Below are 16,020 nucleotides of genomic sequence, written 5' to 3'. Positions count from 1 at the left end.
GCATTGATCTATCGCGAGCCGGCCCCCGATACTGCTATGGAACCTTAGTATCGCTACGCTATGTCTCTGTCGGTCACACAGACCGGTGTCCTCTGTCGCCGGCTATTGCGCCCGGCGATGGGTCTGGATACCCAGCGGAAATTGCGCTGAAAGCCTCACAGGGCTGGCGGCAATAACCGGTGGCCCGACCTGCCAGTGCCCGCAGAGACAATAGGGACTGCGGCGGAGGTTCTGCAGCCAAAGCACACCAGGGAGACTCACCATGCGATTCCTCAGCCATACCCTCGGAATTCTCATCAATCCCGATAAAGAGTGGAAATCCATCCGTGCCGACAAGCACTCCTTCGTACAGGTATTTCTCAGCCATGTGCCGATTCTGGCCCTGATCCCCTGTGTGTCGCTGTACTTTGGCGTGACCCGAGTGGGTTTCACCATCGGTACCAACACCGCAAAACTGACCGAGGGCAGTGCACTTTCCCTGGCGATCGTCACTTACGTTGCAATTCTCGTCGGCGTCTACCTGTTTGGAGAATTTATTAACTGGATGGCCCGGACTTACGCCGTAGAGGGGGATGAGGCGACCCGCCACTACGAGGGTACGGCTCTGGCGGTTTTTGTGACCACTCCTATTTTCCTGGTTGGGTTCATCGGTCTCTACCCGGATCTGTGGCTGAACGTGGCGGTGCATATGCTTGCCGCCTGCTATTCCATTTACCTGATTTACGAGGGGATTCCCATATTAATGAATCTCAACAAGGAGCGGTCGTTCATGTACGCCACTTCGGTGGTGACGGTGGGATTGGTATTGTTGGTGACGGTGCGCATTGGCACCGTCATTCTCTGGTTTATAGGAGTAGAGCCGGTCTATCAGTAGGGGGGTAAGTTGACGAACCCTATCCGGTCGCCACTGGCCTAGCAGGTTGTTGAAAAAGGCATCCTGCCTTTTTCAAAACACGAAAAGCGAAAAATGTGATTTTCACTTTTCTCCCAAAATCAACGACTTAGGCGTCGCCGATTTTGCCGGAACATCCATATTCCGGTAGCAGGTGTCGAAATTCTTCGAATTTCAACAGCCTGCTAGGGCTCTACCGGGGGGCCGCCTGAAACTGCTCGGAATCGGCAAACTCCAGCAGTTTGCCGTCCTGTCGGTGGCCAAAAAAACCGGCCACGAATACCGGCGGAAAGCTCTGTTTGTAGATGTTGTAGGCCATCACCGAATCGTTAAATGCCTGGCGGGCGAAAGCCACCTTGTTTTCAGTGCTGGTCAACTCCTCGGTGAGCTGCAGCATATTCTGGTCGGCCTTGAGTTCGGGATAGGCTTCCATGACCACCTGCAGGCGGCCCAGGGCAGTGGCTAGGGCGCCTTCCGCCTGGCCCAGGTCGGCAATAGCGCTGGCACTGCCGGGGTTGGCGGCGGCAGCTTGTAGCCCTGTCAGGGCCAGGTTCCTGGCGCTTGTGACCGCCTCCAGGGTTTCCCGTTCTCGCTTTAAATACACCTTGGCGGTATCCACCAGGTTGGGTATCAGGTCGTAGCGCCGTTTCAGTTGTACCTCTATCTGTGCAAAAGCATTTTGGCAGCGGTTCTTCAGCGCGATCAGCTTGTTGTAAACCCCAACAACATAGAATATCAACGCAGCAGCGGCGATTGCCCATATCCAGATCGCGCTCGAGTTTTCCACAGGAGTTTCCGCTTTGTTATTGGTTTGGTGGGATAGTAACACGGCGGCCTCGCCGGGAGAGGCTGTGGCTACTCCATCCACCTGCCGGTTCTCTGTCGATACATCGTCTGAGGGCGCATCGGGTATAATGCCGCACCGATAATGAGTCCGTTGTCGCCAACAGTGGCGATGGCACCAACCCTGGGAGCAGTTTTATGAGCGAAGTGAACGCAGATCCGGTCGTCATAGTAGGTATGGCGCGCACGCCCATGGGAGCCATGCAGGGCTCCCTGGCAGCGGTGACGGCGCCACAGCTCGGCGCGGCTGCGATCGCCGCGGCCATGAAGGATGCGGGCGTGGCTCCCACCGATATTGACGAAGTGTTGATGGGGTGTGTACTGCCCGCGGGAGTGGGACAGGCACCGGCGCGCCAGGCGGCACTGGCTGCGGGAATTCCTGTCGGCACGCCCTGCACCACCGTCAACAAGGTCTGCGGATCCGGTATGAAAACCGTCATGATGGCCCGCAATGCGCTGCTGACCGGCGAGGCGAGGGTGGTTGTGGCCGGTGGTATGGAGAGTATGAGCAACGCGCCCTATCTGTTGCCCAAGGCCCGGGGGGGCATGCGCCTGGGGCACGGTGAGGTCAAGGACCATATGTTTATCGACGGTCTGGAAAACGCCTACGATGGCCAGCTGATGGGCAGCTTCGCCGAGTGCACCGCCGACAAGTACACCTTTTCCCGCGAGGAACAGGACAGTTTCGCCCTGGAGTCCCTGGCGCGCGCCCAGGCAGCCATCGAGTGCGGTCGCTTCGCGCGGGAGATCACCCCGGTGACAGTGGCGTCGCGCCGCGGGGAAGTGGAGGTGTCTGTGGACGAGGGGCCGGGCAGTGCCCGCCCGGAGAAAATTCCCCAGCTCAAACCCGCCTTCCGCCGGGACGGCACTGTGACCGCCGCCAACGCCAGTTCCATTGCCGATGGCGCCGCGGCTCTGGTGCTGATGCGCGAGAGTGAGGCCCAGCGGCGGGGCCTGAAAGTGCTCGCAGTGCTGCGCGGCCAGAGCCAGTATGCGCAGCAGCCGGAGTGGTTTACCACCGCGCCGGTGGGAGCCGTGCAGAACCTCCTGCAGCAGACGGGCTGGGCCCTGGATCAGGTGGACCTGTTCGAGATCAACGAGGCATTTGCCGTGGTCACCATGGCGGCAATGCGTGAACTGGAGCTGCCCCACGACAAAGTCAATGTGAATGGTGGTGCCTGTGCCCTGGGACATCCACTGGGTGCCAGCGGAGCGCGGATCATCGTCACTCTGCTGGGCGCGCTGGAAAATCGCAACCTGCGCCGGGGCGTGGCGAGCCTTTGTATTGGTGGTGGCGAGGCCACAGCGGTGGCGATTGAACGGGTGTGAGCACCCCTTAGTTTTTGCCGCGCCCATTGGCAGTGTGTTGTGAAAAAGTAGTTTTCAACCACCTGTTGGAGCAAAGCGCGCAGGCACAGCCCGCGCGTTTTGCTGCTTCCGGGGAGGCCCGGTTCAGTCGATATATTCCACGGCTTTGACCACTTTCTGCACGCCGCCCACACCGCGGGTTACATCTGCAGCGCGTTCGGTCTCCCCCCGGGTCAGCAGACCCATCAGGTAAACCACACCGTTTTCGGTAACCACTTTGATGCGGCCGCTATCGACTTCCTTGTTGGCCAACAGGGTGCTGCGCACCTTGGTGGTCAGCCAGGTATCGCTGCCGCTGGCCAGAAGTGAGGTCTTGCCGCGTACCTGTATCTCGTTGTACACCTGGCGCACATTGTGTACCTGCTGCGCAGTGCGGCCCGCCAGCATACGCAGTTCATTGCTGCCCACCTGCCCGGTCAACAGCACCACGCCGTTGAATACATTGACGTTGATGTTAGCGGCCTTGAGTTCCGGGTCTGCCTTGTTGATGTTTACTGTGGCCACCGTCTCGATCTTTTGGTCGTCTATATAGGTACCGAAGGAGCGTTTGCCCGGGTCCTGCTTAATGGGGCCGTCGTGGGTGGCCTCCAGTAAGGTGGCGCAGCCGGTGAGAAGTACAGCGCTGCACAGGGTCAGCAGCAGGCTGATGCCTTGTCTGTTGTTTGATTTGTTGGTCATGGTCAGTCCTCATATCCACCGAACAAGCTGCTGTCGATGAGGTCGCACAGGCAGAAAATGGTTAACAAGTGTATTTGGTGTACCTCTGAAGCGACCTCAGAAGGCACGCGCAGTTCAATATCGTGATTGTCCAACAGGGCGGCGCAGTCGCCGCCGTCGCCGCCGGTGAGGGCCAGGATACCCATATCCCGGTGCCGGGCGGCGCGCATCGCCTGGACCAGGTTGGAGTCGCGCCCGTCGTTACTGATGATGATCAAAAGATCTCCCGGCTGGCCCAGGGCGCGCACCGGCCCGGCGAATGATTCCGCCCCGCCGTGGTTGCTGGCCACGGTACCCATGGAGACGGCGTCGCCGTTGAGGGCGATGGCGGGCAGCCCCGGGCGCTCGCGTTGAAACCCGCCCAGCATTTGTGCGCAGAAGCTCTGCGCCAGGGCACCGCTCACGCCGTTGCCGCACAGCAGCAGCTTGTTTTCCGCCAGCAGCGTATGCGCCACCATTTCGCTGGCCTCGGCGATCAGGGGAGCCAGTTCCTCGCCGGCGTTCATGGTGGCTTCGAGGCTGCGGTGGAAAAGTGTTACGACTCTTTGTTCCATCGTTGATATTCCCTATCCCCGAGCTTCGAACGCATGGGGAATCCAGCGGATATTGTCGATCCCGCCATCGATGGCGACCACGTCGAAGCGGCACGGGCAATCCACTTTGTGACGCTGCAAGTAATCGGCGGCGGCGGTGTGTAATTTTTGTTGTTTGCGCCTATCGATACTGGCGCTCGCGCAGCCGAAAGCATCGCTGCGCCGGTAGCGGACCTCCACAAACACCAGAGTGTTTCCGTCCCAGGCAACGATGTCGATTTCACCACCGGGGCAGCGATAGTTGCGGGCCGCAATGCTAAGCCCCGTTTCTGTCAGGTAGCGGGCTGCGACGGCCTCCATGGCGGCTCCTGTCCCGCCGGCGGCCGCCACCTGGTCAGAAGTCACTGGTGCCGGACAGATCGAGATTGTCCGGGGGAGGAACCAGGGGGCCGCTGGCAGTGGTTATGGGTACTGGTGCCCCTTTGTCGATCTGTGCCCAAATCTGCTCTCTTTCAATACGGCCATCCGCCGAGAGGCTCAGGGCACCGGTCAGGCCATAGACCTTTTGCGCCGGAAACTGGCGCAGCATCGGCAGGCGCGGGAGCAGTCGAAAAGCGTCCGCCCCCAGCGCATAGAGGCGGGCGAAGGCCGGTGCCGGAGACGCCTCGTCTTCGATACTGCGCTTGGTGCGATTGTCGCTCTCAAACAGCCACGGCAGTGCAGTAAAGCGAACACCGTTGATATCGCGATCGCGGGTGCGGTCCACACTGCCCTGAAACACATGTGAGGTGGCGTATACCGGCAGGTCGCTGGCGTAGAAGTAGGTCAGCATCGGATTGATCTGCCGCGCCTGCTGTGGCTGGGCCACCAGGAATAACATGTCCACATCGCCGCGACGTCGAGGGGTGAATTCCAGCGGGGCGGCCAGCTTGCGGCGCAGGGCGCTCTCGCGGGCTTTGCTCTCGGGAATGAGCAGCGCATCGCTCACCAGTTTGGAGAAGTTGGTGCTGTTGTGGAAGCTGGAGCTGAAATTGACACTGCCTCCCAGCCGCTGCCACTCCTCGCGAAACGCGTCGGCTCCGCGCTGGCCCCAACCGCTGTCGGTGGCCAGGATCATCGCCTGGCGATGGCCCTGGCGATAGGCCTGACGCGCAACCTGGCGCGCCTCATCCTCCACGGCCAGCCCAAACTGGACCAGGTCGTCGGTGAGGCGGCCCTGTTCCCCATAGTTGAGCGCCAGCGTCGCCACCGGCAGTTTTTCCGTGGCCAGAAGGTTGGCCACCCTGGTTTTGTCCAGCGGACCGACGATAGCCTGGGCGCCGGCGTCAACCGCCGCCTGATAGATTTCCTCAAATGGCTGCTCAGTGCCGGTATCGTAGACCTGCACCTCAGGGACGGGGGCACCGGTGTTCAGCCCGGTGTAGTAGGCGGCCATAAAGCCGTCGCGAATCGCCCGCCCGGCACCGCCCAGTTGGCCGCTGAGCGGCAGCAGCAGGGCGATGCGCTGGGCCCTCTGCGCGGCCAGCTGCTCTATCAGTTGCAGCGCCCGGGGCGGATAAAGGCTGGCGCTGTGATGGGGCCAGTGCTGGTGCCAGCGGCTGAGAGCTGCCAGCTGGGCACTGATGTCACTCTGGGTATCGCGTCCCACCAGCGCCAGCTGGTACCAGCCGCGCATCTGTGCGTCGCTGGCCTCGTCTGCGCGCAGTTGCAGCTCACTGGAGGGAAGTTGGGTCAGCAGTTGCCAGAAGCCGTCGTTGTTGGCCTCAATTGCCGCCTCACCGGAGGCGATGCCGGCGATATGGCGCCGCTCCTCAATCGCGCTGTCCAGATCCCCCAGCAGGCCCCAGAGGTCCGCCCTCAGGCTGCGCAGCGAAAGGGCAGTGGATACCGGAATCCGCGCCCAGGAGTGTTCCAGGCGCGGGGCAGTGGCCAGGTCCAGGGCGCGAAAGAACTCGTCGTCAGCGGCCAGCAGGCTGCCGTATACCTGGACGTATCTGGCAAACTGTACATCGTCGAGCCGGGCCGGTTCCACGCTTGCTACGGCGCTTTTGGCACTCCCGGCGTCCCCCAGCTCATATAGAATGGCGGCCGCCTGCAGTTGCTGTTGATCGCGCTGGGGCGAGGGCAATTTCTGCGCGTTTTGCAGCAGTTGCACCGCGTCGGCGCGCGTTGCCGAGGCAGCACTGGTACCCGCCGGTGCCTGGTTGTCCCGCTGCGGGGCCACTGTCTGGCATGCGGTCAACGCCAGGCTCAGCACGCCTGTGGCGATGATTGCCGCAAGCGGACAGCGGCGCCGTGAAAAGGCGGACATATTCTTCTCCCGCAAAACTTACAATTGGAGTGAACTATGGGGCCGGACAAGGTGCTTTATATCGTTGCTACACCCATTGGTAATCTGGCCGACATGGTACCGCGAGCGATTGAAGTTCTACAATGCGCGGATTTGGTGGCAGCGGAAGACACGCGTCACAGTCAGCGACTTTTATCCCATTTTGATATCGATACCCCGCTGGTCGCCTATCACGACCACTCCGGTGGACGGCGCAGCGAGCAGTTGCTGGAGCGCCTGGAGCGCGGACAAACCCTAGCGCTGATTTCCGATGCGGGCACACCGCTGATCTCCGACCCTGGTTACCGACTGGTGCGGGAGGCCCGCGCGCGCGGGGTCAAAGTGATACCGGTACCCGGTGCCTGCGCCTTTGTGGCTGCCCTCAGTGCCGCCGGGCTGCCCTGTGACCGCTTTACTTTTGAAGGCTTTCTGCCATCGCGACCCACTGCCAGACAGGTTGCCCTACAGGCCCTGGCCCGGGAGGAGCGGACCCTGGTGTTCTATGAAGCCCCGCACCGGGTGTCGGATACCCTGCGGGCGATGGCGGAAGCCTTCGGTGCCGATCGCGAGGCGGTGATCGCCCGCGAGCTGACCAAGGCGTTCGAGACTATCCACCTGGCGCCTCTGGGCGAGCTGGCGGACTGGGTGGCGGCGGACAGCGACCAGCAGCGGGGTGAGATAGTGCTGCTGGTGCGGGGTGCCGAACCCCGCCGGGAGGAGGAGCTGAGCGGTGAAGCGGAGCGGGTCATGGCACTGTTGCTGGGGGAGTTGCCGTCCAGGCGGGCCGCCGCGCTGACGGCGGAGATTACTGGGGCGAGTAAGAAGGCGCTTTACAACTGGAGCCTCACGCAGAAATAGCGCTTGCGCTTCTGCCCGCGGCTCATTAGGCTTGCGCGCGAGCTGGCTGGACAATCGCTGTTTCCTTTTTGGAGGCGGAGGAAAGTCCGGGCTCCATAGGGTGGGACGCCAGGTAACCCCTGGGGGGCGTGAGCCTACGGAAAGTGCAGCAGAGAGTAGACCGCCGATGGCTCTTCCGGATTTCGGTCCGGGAAAGTACAGGTAAGGGTGAAAGGGTGCGGTAAGAGCGCACCGCGCGGCTGGTAACAGTCCGCGGCACGGTAAACCCCGTCCGGAGCAAGACCAAATAGGCCCTCTACAGGTGTGACCCGCACTGAGGGCGGGTAGGTCGCTTGAGGTGTCTGGTGACAGACATCCCAGATGAATGATTGTCCTCGACAGAACCCGGCTTACAGGCCAGCTCACCCAATTCGACCTCAATCCCCCTGCGACCTTGCCGCGGGCGGCCTTTTTTCGGCGCGCAAAAGATCCGCATCAAATCCGCTGCACAGCCCCCTGGCGGGCAGCCCCGGTTGTCGTCTGTGTCGTTGCCGTGGATCAAAAAAGCTCCTTTGTGGCGATGAACGGGTGAGTCGCCGGGGACCTGCGGCGGAATCTTACAATGTTAGCGGCCACTAACACGTGGTTTGCGTAGTGGATTCTTGTGAATCGGCCGCTGTCAGAGCCGCCCGGGCGAGGATTGACGCTGGCCCGAGGCGAGGTCATTAGCTGCCCCAAGGAACTTAAAGTAGACTCTTAGCTTCTATAAGTAAGCACTTGCTTCAGTGGCAGTTTTGCCTGGTTAAAAAATGCACTTTCTACGCCCGCCGAGCACCTGAAACCCCCGTAGATACTGGTACCCAGTCGGTTTTTCCCGGTCTATTTCCTTGACTTTGAGCCGGTCAGATTTATAGTGTCGAAAGTGGGGAAAAGTGGGATTTTGTGGGTATCGGTGGCGCGTAAGTGCTAATTGGTGGTTATCTGCATGGCGCGACATTGATTTTTATCCGCAGTTTTCCGACCACTGTCGCGTCTGTTTCGAGGCGGTAGCAGTCAACCGGGAAGAGTAGTGTATCTAGGCAGCCACGCCATCAATATGGACGCCAAGGGGCGTCTGGCGATACCGGCGCGCGTTCGCGACACGCTGCGGGAGGATTGTGCCGGGCGGCTGGTGGTCACAGCGCACACAGAGGAACGCTGCCTGCTGGTTTACCCGGAGCCCCAGTGGCGTGAAATTCTGCCAAAGATTGAAGCGCTGTCCAGTTTTAACAAGGTGGCGCGCCGTGCCCAGAGGCTGTTGATCGGCTATGCCTGCGAGCTGCAGGTGGACGCCAGCGGGCGGGTACTGGTCCCGCCGACCCTGCGCGAATACGCCGGTCTGGAAAAGAAACTGATGTTGGTGGGGCAGGGCAAGAAGTTGGAGTTGTGGAGCGAGGACCGCTGGATGGACTGGCTCGACAGTAGCGAAGGTGAGGGTGATGTGCCGGAGGAGATGGCTTCGCTCTCGCTGTAGACGAAGGAGAAGGCCCGGGTGTCCCAGGGTTTGCATCGCAGTGTGTTGTTGCACGAGGCCGTCGATGCCCTGGTCACTGATCCGGGCGGCTTTTACATCGACGGTACCTTTGGCCGCGGAGGGCACAGTGCCCTGATCCTCCAGCGCCTCAACGAGGGCGGGCGGCTGGTGGCTGTGGACAAGGATCCGCAGGCGGTGACCTACGCCAGGGAGCGTTTTGCAGCCGAGCCCCGTTTCGCGGTCTGGCACGGCTCATTCGCCGACATGGATAGGGCTGCGGAAGTCCGGCCCGGCCGGGTGACAGGTATTTTGCTGGACCTGGGCGTCTCGTCGCCCCAGTTGGACCAGGCCGAGCGGGGTTTCAGCTTTACCCAGGACGGCCCGTTGGATATGCGCATGGATAGCGGTAGCGGCGTCAGTGCGGCGGAGTGGGTGAATACCGAATCCGAAGCTGAGCTGGCGCGGGTTTTTAAGGAGTATGGCGAGGAGCGGTTCGCCAGGCGAATGGCCGCGGCAATCGTACGCCGCCGGGCCGAGAGACCCTTCGAACGCACCCTCGATCTGGCCTCAGTGGTCAAGGCGGCCAATCCGGCCTGGGAAAAAGGTAAACATCCGGCCACACGGGTGTTTCAGGCCATCCGGATTCATATCAATGGAGAGCTCAGGGACCTGGAGCAGGCGCTGGGCCGGTCGGTCGACTTGCTGGCGCCCGGTGGCAGGCTGGTGGTGATCAGCTTTCACTCGCTGGAGGACCGTATGGTGAAGCGCTTTGTGCGCGACCGGGCGCGGGGTCCGCAGCTGCCGCGGGGCCTGCCCGTGATGGAGAGCCAGATCGACAGATCCCTGCGCCCCCTGGGCAAGGCGGTGAAGGCGGGCGATGTGGAGCTGGACGAGAATCTGCGCGCCCGCAGCGCGGTGATGCGGGTGGCGGAGAAACTGGTATGAAGCGGGCCGGTCTGCTGCTCCTGTGCGCATTGTGGCTGGCGGTGCTTGGGTCCTCACTGGCGGTGGTGCACAGCACGCAGCGCAGTCGCGAGCTGACCGCGCAATTGGGAGCCGCACAGAAGATGCGCGACCAGCTGCGCACCGAACAGGAGCGCCTGCTGCTGGAAAAGGGCGCCTGGTCGGCATACAGCCGCATCGAAAAGGTGGCGCGGACAAAGCTGAATATGCATGTGCCGGCTCCCGAGGAGCGGGTCATGGTCACCGGGCAATAGTTTTATAAGGCGAACAGGGAGTTTCATGGGCGCTGTAAAAAAACAACAGAGATCAATGCAGGGTATCGCCCGCTGGCGCTTTGCGCTGGTGGCTCTGCTGCTGTGTTTGTTCGCCCTGTCGCTGATCTTTCATCTGGCGCGCCTCCAGGTACTGCCGGAAGAGGAGCGGGGTTACCGCTTCCTGCAGGACCAGGGCCGTGCGCGCACCATCCGCACGGAAGAAATTGCCGCTTACCGGGGTTCGATTCTGGACCGCAATGGCGAACTGCTGGCGGTGAGCACCCCGGTGCAGAGCCTCTGGGCCAACCCGGCGCTGCTGCGCGAGTCAGGGCCGGACCAGCTGCGGCAGCTGGCAGTAGCACTGGCGATGGAGCCCTCCGCCCTGGCCGAGCGCCTGCAGCGTTACCGCGGTAAAGAGTTCGTATACCTGCGCCGTCACATGGCACCGGAGCAGGCGGAAAAGGTCCTGGGCCTGCACATAGCGGGTGTTTACAGCAAGAAGGAATACCGCCGTTTCTATCCCGCCGGCGAGGTGGTGGCGCAGCTGGTGGGCTTTACCAATATCGACGATCGCGGCCAGGAGGGGCTTGAACTGGCCTATGACGACTGGCTCACAGGTAAGCCGGGACGCCAGCAGGTGGTCAAGGATCTCAAGGGGCGCACCGTCCAGGATCTGGCCACTCAACAGGAAGCCCGCCCCGGCCGCGACCTCAAACTCAGCATCGATATGCGCCTGCAGTATCTCGCCTATCGGGAGTTGAAGCGGGCCGTCGCTGCAAATGATGCCGCATCCGGTTTTATGGTGATCCTCGATACCCGCAGCGGCGACGTGCTGGCCATGGCCAACCAGCCTTCGTTCAACCCCAATAACCGTATCGGTGTCGGACCGGCGGCAATGCGCAATCGGGCCCTGATCGACCAGTTCGAGCCGGGTTCGGCAGTCAAGCCCCTGACGGCCCTGGCGGCGCTGGAAACCGGCCGCTACCAGCCCCATACGGCAATCGACACCAATCCCGGCTATGTGCGACTGCCGGGAAAGACCCTGTTGGATCCGGTCAATTACGGCAGGCTGGACCTGACCAGCGTGATTACCAAGTCGAGCCAGGTGGGTATTACCAAGATTGCCCTGGACCTGCAGCCAGACAAGTTGCGCGAACTCTTTGCCCGCCTCGGTCTCGGGCAGGCGCTGGGCAGCGGCTTTCCCGGGGAGGCGTCGGGTATATTGCCCACCCGCAGCCGATGGCGGCCCATTGAACGGGCCAATTTTGCCTTTGGTTACGGGTTGACCGTCAACGGGGTGCAACTGGCCCGCGCATACAGTGTCTTTGCCAACGCCGGGCTCAAACGCCCGGTTTCCCTGGTTTTGGGCAGTGACAAAACGGCGTCGGCCAGTGAGCGGGTGGTGGAGGCGGACCTGGCCGGGGAGGTTACGGCCATGCTGGAGACTGTTGTCAGCGCGCGGGGTACCGGCAAGCAGGCGGCGGTCCAGGGCTATAAGGTCGCCGGCAAAACCGGCACGGTGCACAAGGTCGGTCGCCAGGGCTATGCGGATAATCGCTACCGGTCGGTGTTCGCGGGTTTTATCCCCGCGGAGCGCCCCCGCCTGGCGGCGGTGGTGGTGATCGATGAGCCGACACACGCCAAATACTATGGCGGTGAAGTGGCGGCGCCGGTGTTTGGAGCAGTGATGGCGGGTGCCATGCGCCTGTTGCAGGTGCCGCCTACGCAGGTGCCCCCCGCGGAACAACAGCTGGCAGTGCAGTTGAGCGAAAGAGGTAGTAAATCGTGAGTCAGCGCAGGGTTTCTCTCATACAACTGGTCCCCGGTTACGCGGGCATTCCCGAGGTCGAGGTTTCCGGTGTCGCCCTGCACAGCGGTCAGGTGCAGCCCGGCGATTTGTTTATGGCGCTGCGCGGCAGCATCGTCGATGGCCGGCAGTTTATCGACGCGGCTATCGAAGCCGGCGCCGCCGCCGTACTGGCCGATGGCGACGCTCTGAGCACTGAGACCCGCGCGGGGGTTCAGGTGGTTGTGGTACCCGGGCTGGCGAAGCGTGTCGGCGAGATTGCCGCGCGTTTTTACGACCATCCCACCGGCGCCATCTACCTGGTGGGGGTGACCGGCACCAACGGCAAATCCACCTGCGCTTATCTCACCGCCCAATTGCTGGCGCAGCATTTCGGCAGTGCCGGTGTCATGGGTACCGTGGGCAACGGCGTGTGGCGGGACGGCCGTATCGAGCTGCGGGAAACCGGCCTGACCACACCGGACCCGGTGCATTTACAGGCGGACTATGCGGCCTTTCGCGACCTCGGCGTCAGGGCTGCGGCGATGGAAGTATCGTCCCACGCGCTGTCCCAGGGGCGTGTGCACGGATTGGTGTTCGATACGGCGATCTTTACCAACCTGTCGCGGGATCACCTCGATTACCACGGCACCATGGCGGCCTATGGTGCGGCGAAAGAAAAGCTGTTTGGCCTGCCCCAGTTGAAGCGCGGCATTATCAATCTCGACGACCCCTTCGGCGCCCAGCTGGCGGAGCGCTGCAAGCTGCGCGGGCTCAAGGTGCTGACCTACGGTCTGCAGGCGGGTGATTTGCACGCGACAGACCTGCGGCGTCACGACAGCGGTTTTTCCGTGCAGTTGACCACGCCCTGGGGCAGTGGTGAGTTGCGGGCGCCGCTGATCGGCGACTTCAACATCCACAACGCGTTGGCTGTGGTGGCTGCCGCTGCCGCAGGAGGCATGCCGTTCGCCGATATTCTCGCGGCCTTCCCGACTATCGCGGCGGTTCCCGGCCGCATGGAGCGGGTCCGGGTGCAGGGAGCGGAGGACATCAGCGTACTGGTGGACTATGCGCATACCCCGGAAGCGTTGCGCGCCGCACTCGCCGCCGCGCGGCCCTACTGCAAAGGCAGACTTTGGTGCGTGTTTGGCTGTGGTGGCGACCGGGACAGTGGCAAGCGCGCACCCATGGGGCGCATCGCTTCGGAAATGGCGGATTACGCCATTGTCACCAGTGACAATCCCCGCAATGAGGACCCGCAGAAAATCATTGCGGATGTGCTGGAGGGCGCTGCCAGCAATATCCAGGTAGAGGAGGATCGCGGGCGCGCCATCGATCGTGCTGTGGCGGCGGCAGAGCCGGGCGATATTGTCCTGATTGCCGGCAAGGGGCACGAGAACTACCAGATCATCGGTGCGGAGAGGATTCATTTCTGCGACCGCGAGCAGGCCGCGGCGGCACTGCAGCGGCGCGTGGCACAGACGGGTACAGAGGGCGGTACGGAGGCGGCGCCGTGATCAGCCCGATTTCCCTGCAGCAGCTGCAGCAGCGATTTGGCGGCGAGCTGATCAATGGTTCCGTCACCTTTGATCGCGTGTGTACCGACACCCGCAACCTGGATCCACAGTCCCTGTTCGTGGCCCTGGTGGGTGAAAATTTCGACGCACACGATTTTGTCGCCGAACTGGAGGGTTCGGTACTCGGCGCGGTGGTCGAGCGGGAGATTCATGCTTCGAACCTGCCCCAGTGGAAAGTGGCTGACACCACCATTGCGCTGGGGCAGATAGGCCGGCTGTGCCGGGAACAGTTTTCGGGTCCGGTCATTGCAATTACCGGCTCCTGCGGCAAAACCTCGGTGAAGGCGATGCTCGCGGCAATTTTTTCCCGCCGTCACCAGGTCTGCGTCACGCGGGGAAATCTGAACAATCATATCGGCGTGCCCCTGACCCTGTTCGGATTGACCCCCGACGACCAGGTGCTGATTTTGGAGATGGGCGCCAATGGGCCGGACGATATCGGTTATCTCTGCGGCATCGGCGGGCCGACGATCGCGGCGGTCAACAACGTAATGCCGGCGCATGTGGAGGGTTTCGGTTCGGTGGCCGGGATCGCCGCCGCCAAGGGGGAAATTTATACCGGCCTGGGAGCGGGTGCGACGGCGGTGGTCAACGCGGATGAGCACTATGCCGGCTACTGGCTGGAGCGGATGCCGCCGGGGGTTCAGGTGCTCCGGGTTGGGCTGGGGCGGGACTGCGCGGTGCACGCCGACAATATTGCCCTGGACGATGAGGGGCGGGTGGGTTTCGACCTGGTTGTCGACGAACTGGCGCACCCGGTCAAGCTGCAGATGCTGGGTGAGCATATGGTGCACAACGCCCTTATTGCTGCTGGCTGTGCCCGCGCGGCGGGAATTCCGGCGGCTGAAATTGCCGGGGGCCTGGCGCAGGCCGGGGCGGTGGAAGGGCGGCTGCAGGTAATGCGGGGCTGGAAGGGTATTACGGTGATCGACGACAGCTACAACGCCAATCCGGGCTCAGTGTCGGCGGCTATCGAACTGCTGGCGCAACGCAGCGGCAGAAAAATTCTGGCCCTGGGAGACATGGCGGAACTCGGTGCGGATGCGGAAGCCATGCATCGGGAGGTGGGCGAGCTGGCGCGCCAGCGGGGGCTGGATGCACTCTACACACTGGGGCCTTTGGGTGTGGCGGCCAGCGAGGCCTTCGGCCGCAGCGCCGCCCAGCCGCTGCACAACTTCCGCGCGCACCAGGCACTGGTTGCGGCGTTGAAAAATGAACTGGATGAAAACACCACGGTACTGGTGAAAGGCTCGCGCAGCGCACATATGGAGCTGGTGGTGCGGGCGTTGACTGACACCGGTGAAGGTGGAGGATACAACTGATGCTGCTCTGGCTGGCAGAACTTCTGCAGCAACATGTGAGCACCTTTGCGGTGTTCAACTATCTCACCATGCGGGCAATTCTGAGCGTGCTCACCGCGCTTGGAATTTCGCTGCTGGTGGGACCGCACATGATTCACTGGCTGAACCAGCTGCAAGTGGGCCAGGCCGTGCGCGACGACGGGCCACAAACCCATCTGAGCAAGTCCGGCACCCCAACCATGGGCGGTACATTAATTCTGGCTGCGATTTTTTCCGCGGCCCTGCTGTGGTCCGATCTCACCAATCGCTATGTGTGGGTCACACTGTTTGTCACTTTTGTCTTTGGTGCCGTGGGCTTTGTGGACGATTACAAAAAAGTCGTGGAGAAAAACCCCCGAGGGCTGATTGCGCGCTGGAAGTATTTCTGGCAGTCGGTGGCGGGTTTGGGCGCAGCTCTTTATCTGTATTTCAGCGCGACCATTCCGGCGGAAACCCAGTTGTTCGTGCCCTTTTTCAAGGATGTTGCCATCAACCTGGGGCCGGTGTTTTTTATCCTGCTGACCTATTTCGTCGTGGTCGGTTGCAGTAACGCAGTCAACCTAACCGACGGCCTGGACGGCCTCGCCATAATGCCAACGGTCATGGTGGGCGGGGCACTGGGCATCATCGCTTATCTCGTTGGGCATGTGGAATTCGCCAGCTATCTGCACATTCCGTCGATCCCCGGGGCCGGTGAGCTGGCGGTGTTCTGCGCTGCGCTGGGCGGTGCCGGGTTGGGTTTCCTGTGGTTCAACACCTATCCGGCGCAGGTATTTATGGGTGACGTCGGCGCTTTGGCGCTGGGGGCTGCATTGGGAATTATCGCGGTCATCACCCGTCACGAGATAGTGCTGTTCATCATGGGCGGCGTCTTTGTCACCGAGACGGTGTCGGTGATTATACAGGTGGCTTCATTCAAGCTGACCGGGAAGAGAGTTTTTCGCATGGCGCCTCTGCACCATCATTTTGAATTGAAGGGTTGGCCGGAACCGCGCGTCATAGTGCGGTTCTGGATTATCACGGTGGTACTGGTACTGGCGGGGCTGGCGACGCTGAAACTGCGTTGAC

At 62.0% G+C, this 16,020-nt stretch carries 15 protein-coding genes and 1 other RNA gene; 11 read left to right on the top strand and 5 right to left on the bottom strand.

Features of this window, described 5'->3' with window-relative positions; genetic code table 11:
* Positions 1 to 262 precede the first annotated feature (262 nt).
* The gene (locus tag AB1S50_RS00295; RefSeq protein ID WP_367148361.1) at positions 263 to 874 is read left to right on the top strand and encodes a Yip1 family protein; all 612 of its coding nucleotides are present in this window, start codon (positions 263 to 265) and stop codon (positions 872 to 874) included.
* Positions 875 to 1,085: 211 nt separating this feature from the next.
* On the opposite strand, the gene AB1S50_RS00290 is transcribed toward AB1S50_RS00295, so the two are convergent.
* Positions 1,086 to 1,679 carry a LemA family protein gene (locus tag AB1S50_RS00290; RefSeq protein ID WP_367148360.1) on the bottom strand — a complete coding sequence of 198 codons (594 nt, stop codon included), beginning with the start codon at positions 1,677 to 1,679 and terminating at the stop codon, positions 1,086 to 1,088.
* 194 nt (positions 1,680 to 1,873) lie between these two features.
* Here AB1S50_RS00290 and AB1S50_RS00285 point away from each other — a divergent pair, with 194 nt between their 5' ends.
* Positions 1,874 to 3,064 (top strand): acetyl-CoA C-acyltransferase, encoded by a 1,191-nt coding sequence (locus AB1S50_RS00285; protein ID WP_367148359.1) that lies wholly within the window; start codon positions 1,874 to 1,876, stop codon positions 3,062 to 3,064.
* Positions 3,065 to 3,187: 123 nt separating this feature from the next.
* Here the strand turns inward: AB1S50_RS00285 and AB1S50_RS00280 are convergent, their stop codons facing one another.
* The 4 genes from AB1S50_RS00280 to AB1S50_RS00265 are packed head-to-tail and all read right to left on the bottom strand — an operon-like array spanning position 3,188 to position 6,664.
* Complete coding sequence (locus tag AB1S50_RS00280) at positions 3,188 to 3,781, bottom strand: BON domain-containing protein (RefSeq protein ID WP_367148358.1); 594 nt, start codon at positions 3,779 to 3,781, stop codon at positions 3,188 to 3,190.
* 2 nt (positions 3,782 to 3,783) lie between these two features.
* Complete coding sequence (locus AB1S50_RS00275) at positions 3,784 to 4,374, bottom strand: SIS domain-containing protein (protein WP_367148357.1); 591 nt, start codon at positions 4,372 to 4,374, stop codon at positions 3,784 to 3,786.
* Between the two features lie 12 nt (positions 4,375 to 4,386).
* Positions 4,387 to 4,743: a YraN family protein gene (locus AB1S50_RS00270; RefSeq protein ID WP_367148433.1), complete on the bottom strand. Its 357-nt coding sequence runs from the start codon at positions 4,741 to 4,743 to the stop codon at positions 4,387 to 4,389.
* Positions 4,744 to 4,747: 4 nt separating this feature from the next.
* A complete protein-coding gene (locus AB1S50_RS00265) occupies positions 4,748 to 6,664 on the bottom strand; it encodes a penicillin-binding protein activator (protein WP_367148356.1) in 1,917 nt (638 codons plus the stop codon).
* A gap of 36 nt (positions 6,665 to 6,700) precedes the next feature.
* On the opposite strand from AB1S50_RS00265, the gene rsmI reads away from it, so the two are divergent.
* The 9 genes from rsmI (at position 6,701) to mraY (ending at position 16,019) form a co-directional block, all read left to right on the top strand.
* A complete protein-coding gene (rsmI, locus tag AB1S50_RS00260) occupies positions 6,701 to 7,540 on the top strand; it encodes a 16S rRNA (cytidine(1402)-2'-O)-methyltransferase (protein WP_367148355.1) in 840 nt (279 codons plus the stop codon).
* Between the two features lie 38 nt (positions 7,541 to 7,578).
* An RNA gene (gene rnpB / locus AB1S50_RS00255) (RNase P RNA component class A) lies at positions 7,579 to 7,948 on the top strand.
* 640 nt (positions 7,949 to 8,588) lie between these two features.
* Complete coding sequence (gene mraZ, locus AB1S50_RS00250) at positions 8,589 to 9,032, top strand: division/cell wall cluster transcriptional repressor MraZ (protein ID WP_367148354.1); 444 nt, start codon at positions 8,589 to 8,591, stop codon at positions 9,030 to 9,032.
* An 18-nt stretch (positions 9,033 to 9,050) separates the two neighbouring features.
* Positions 9,051 to 9,977, top strand: a complete 927-nt coding sequence (gene rsmH / locus AB1S50_RS00245; protein WP_367148353.1) for a 16S rRNA (cytosine(1402)-N(4))-methyltransferase RsmH — start codon at positions 9,051 to 9,053, stop codon at positions 9,975 to 9,977.
* Entirely contained in the window at positions 9,974 to 10,249 is a 276-nt protein-coding gene (gene ftsL / locus AB1S50_RS00240) for a cell division protein FtsL (RefSeq protein WP_367148352.1), read from the top strand. Before rsmH ends, ftsL begins: the two co-directional genes overlap by 4 nt.
* 25 nt (positions 10,250 to 10,274) lie before the next feature.
* Positions 10,275 to 12,038: a peptidoglycan D,D-transpeptidase FtsI family protein gene (locus AB1S50_RS00235; protein WP_367148351.1), complete on the top strand. Its 1,764-nt coding sequence runs from the start codon at positions 10,275 to 10,277 to the stop codon at positions 12,036 to 12,038.
* Positions 12,035 to 13,552: a UDP-N-acetylmuramoyl-L-alanyl-D-glutamate--2,6-diaminopimelate ligase gene (locus AB1S50_RS00230; RefSeq protein WP_367148350.1), complete on the top strand. Its 1,518-nt coding sequence runs from the start codon at positions 12,035 to 12,037 to the stop codon at positions 13,550 to 13,552. Before AB1S50_RS00235 ends, AB1S50_RS00230 begins: the two co-directional genes overlap by 4 nt.
* The gene (locus tag AB1S50_RS00225; RefSeq protein ID WP_367148349.1) at positions 13,549 to 14,934 is read left to right on the top strand and encodes a UDP-N-acetylmuramoyl-tripeptide--D-alanyl-D-alanine ligase; all 1,386 of its coding nucleotides are present in this window, start codon (positions 13,549 to 13,551) and stop codon (positions 14,932 to 14,934) included. The genes AB1S50_RS00230 and AB1S50_RS00225 overlap by 4 nt, the downstream gene beginning before the upstream one ends.
* Positions 14,934 to 16,019 carry a phospho-N-acetylmuramoyl-pentapeptide-transferase gene (gene mraY, locus AB1S50_RS00220; protein WP_367148348.1) on the top strand — a complete coding sequence of 362 codons (1,086 nt, stop codon included), beginning with the start codon at positions 14,934 to 14,936 and terminating at the stop codon, positions 16,017 to 16,019. The genes AB1S50_RS00225 and mraY overlap by 1 nt, the downstream gene beginning before the upstream one ends.
* Position 16,020 lies beyond the last annotated feature (1 nt).

The sequence above is a fragment of the Microbulbifer discodermiae genome, from assembly GCF_040742695.1.
Classification (GTDB): Bacteria; Pseudomonadota; Gammaproteobacteria; order Pseudomonadales; family Cellvibrionaceae; genus Microbulbifer.
The sequence above is the reverse complement of the archived record's forward strand: the minus strand, read 5'-3'. Positions and strand labels throughout refer to the sequence as shown.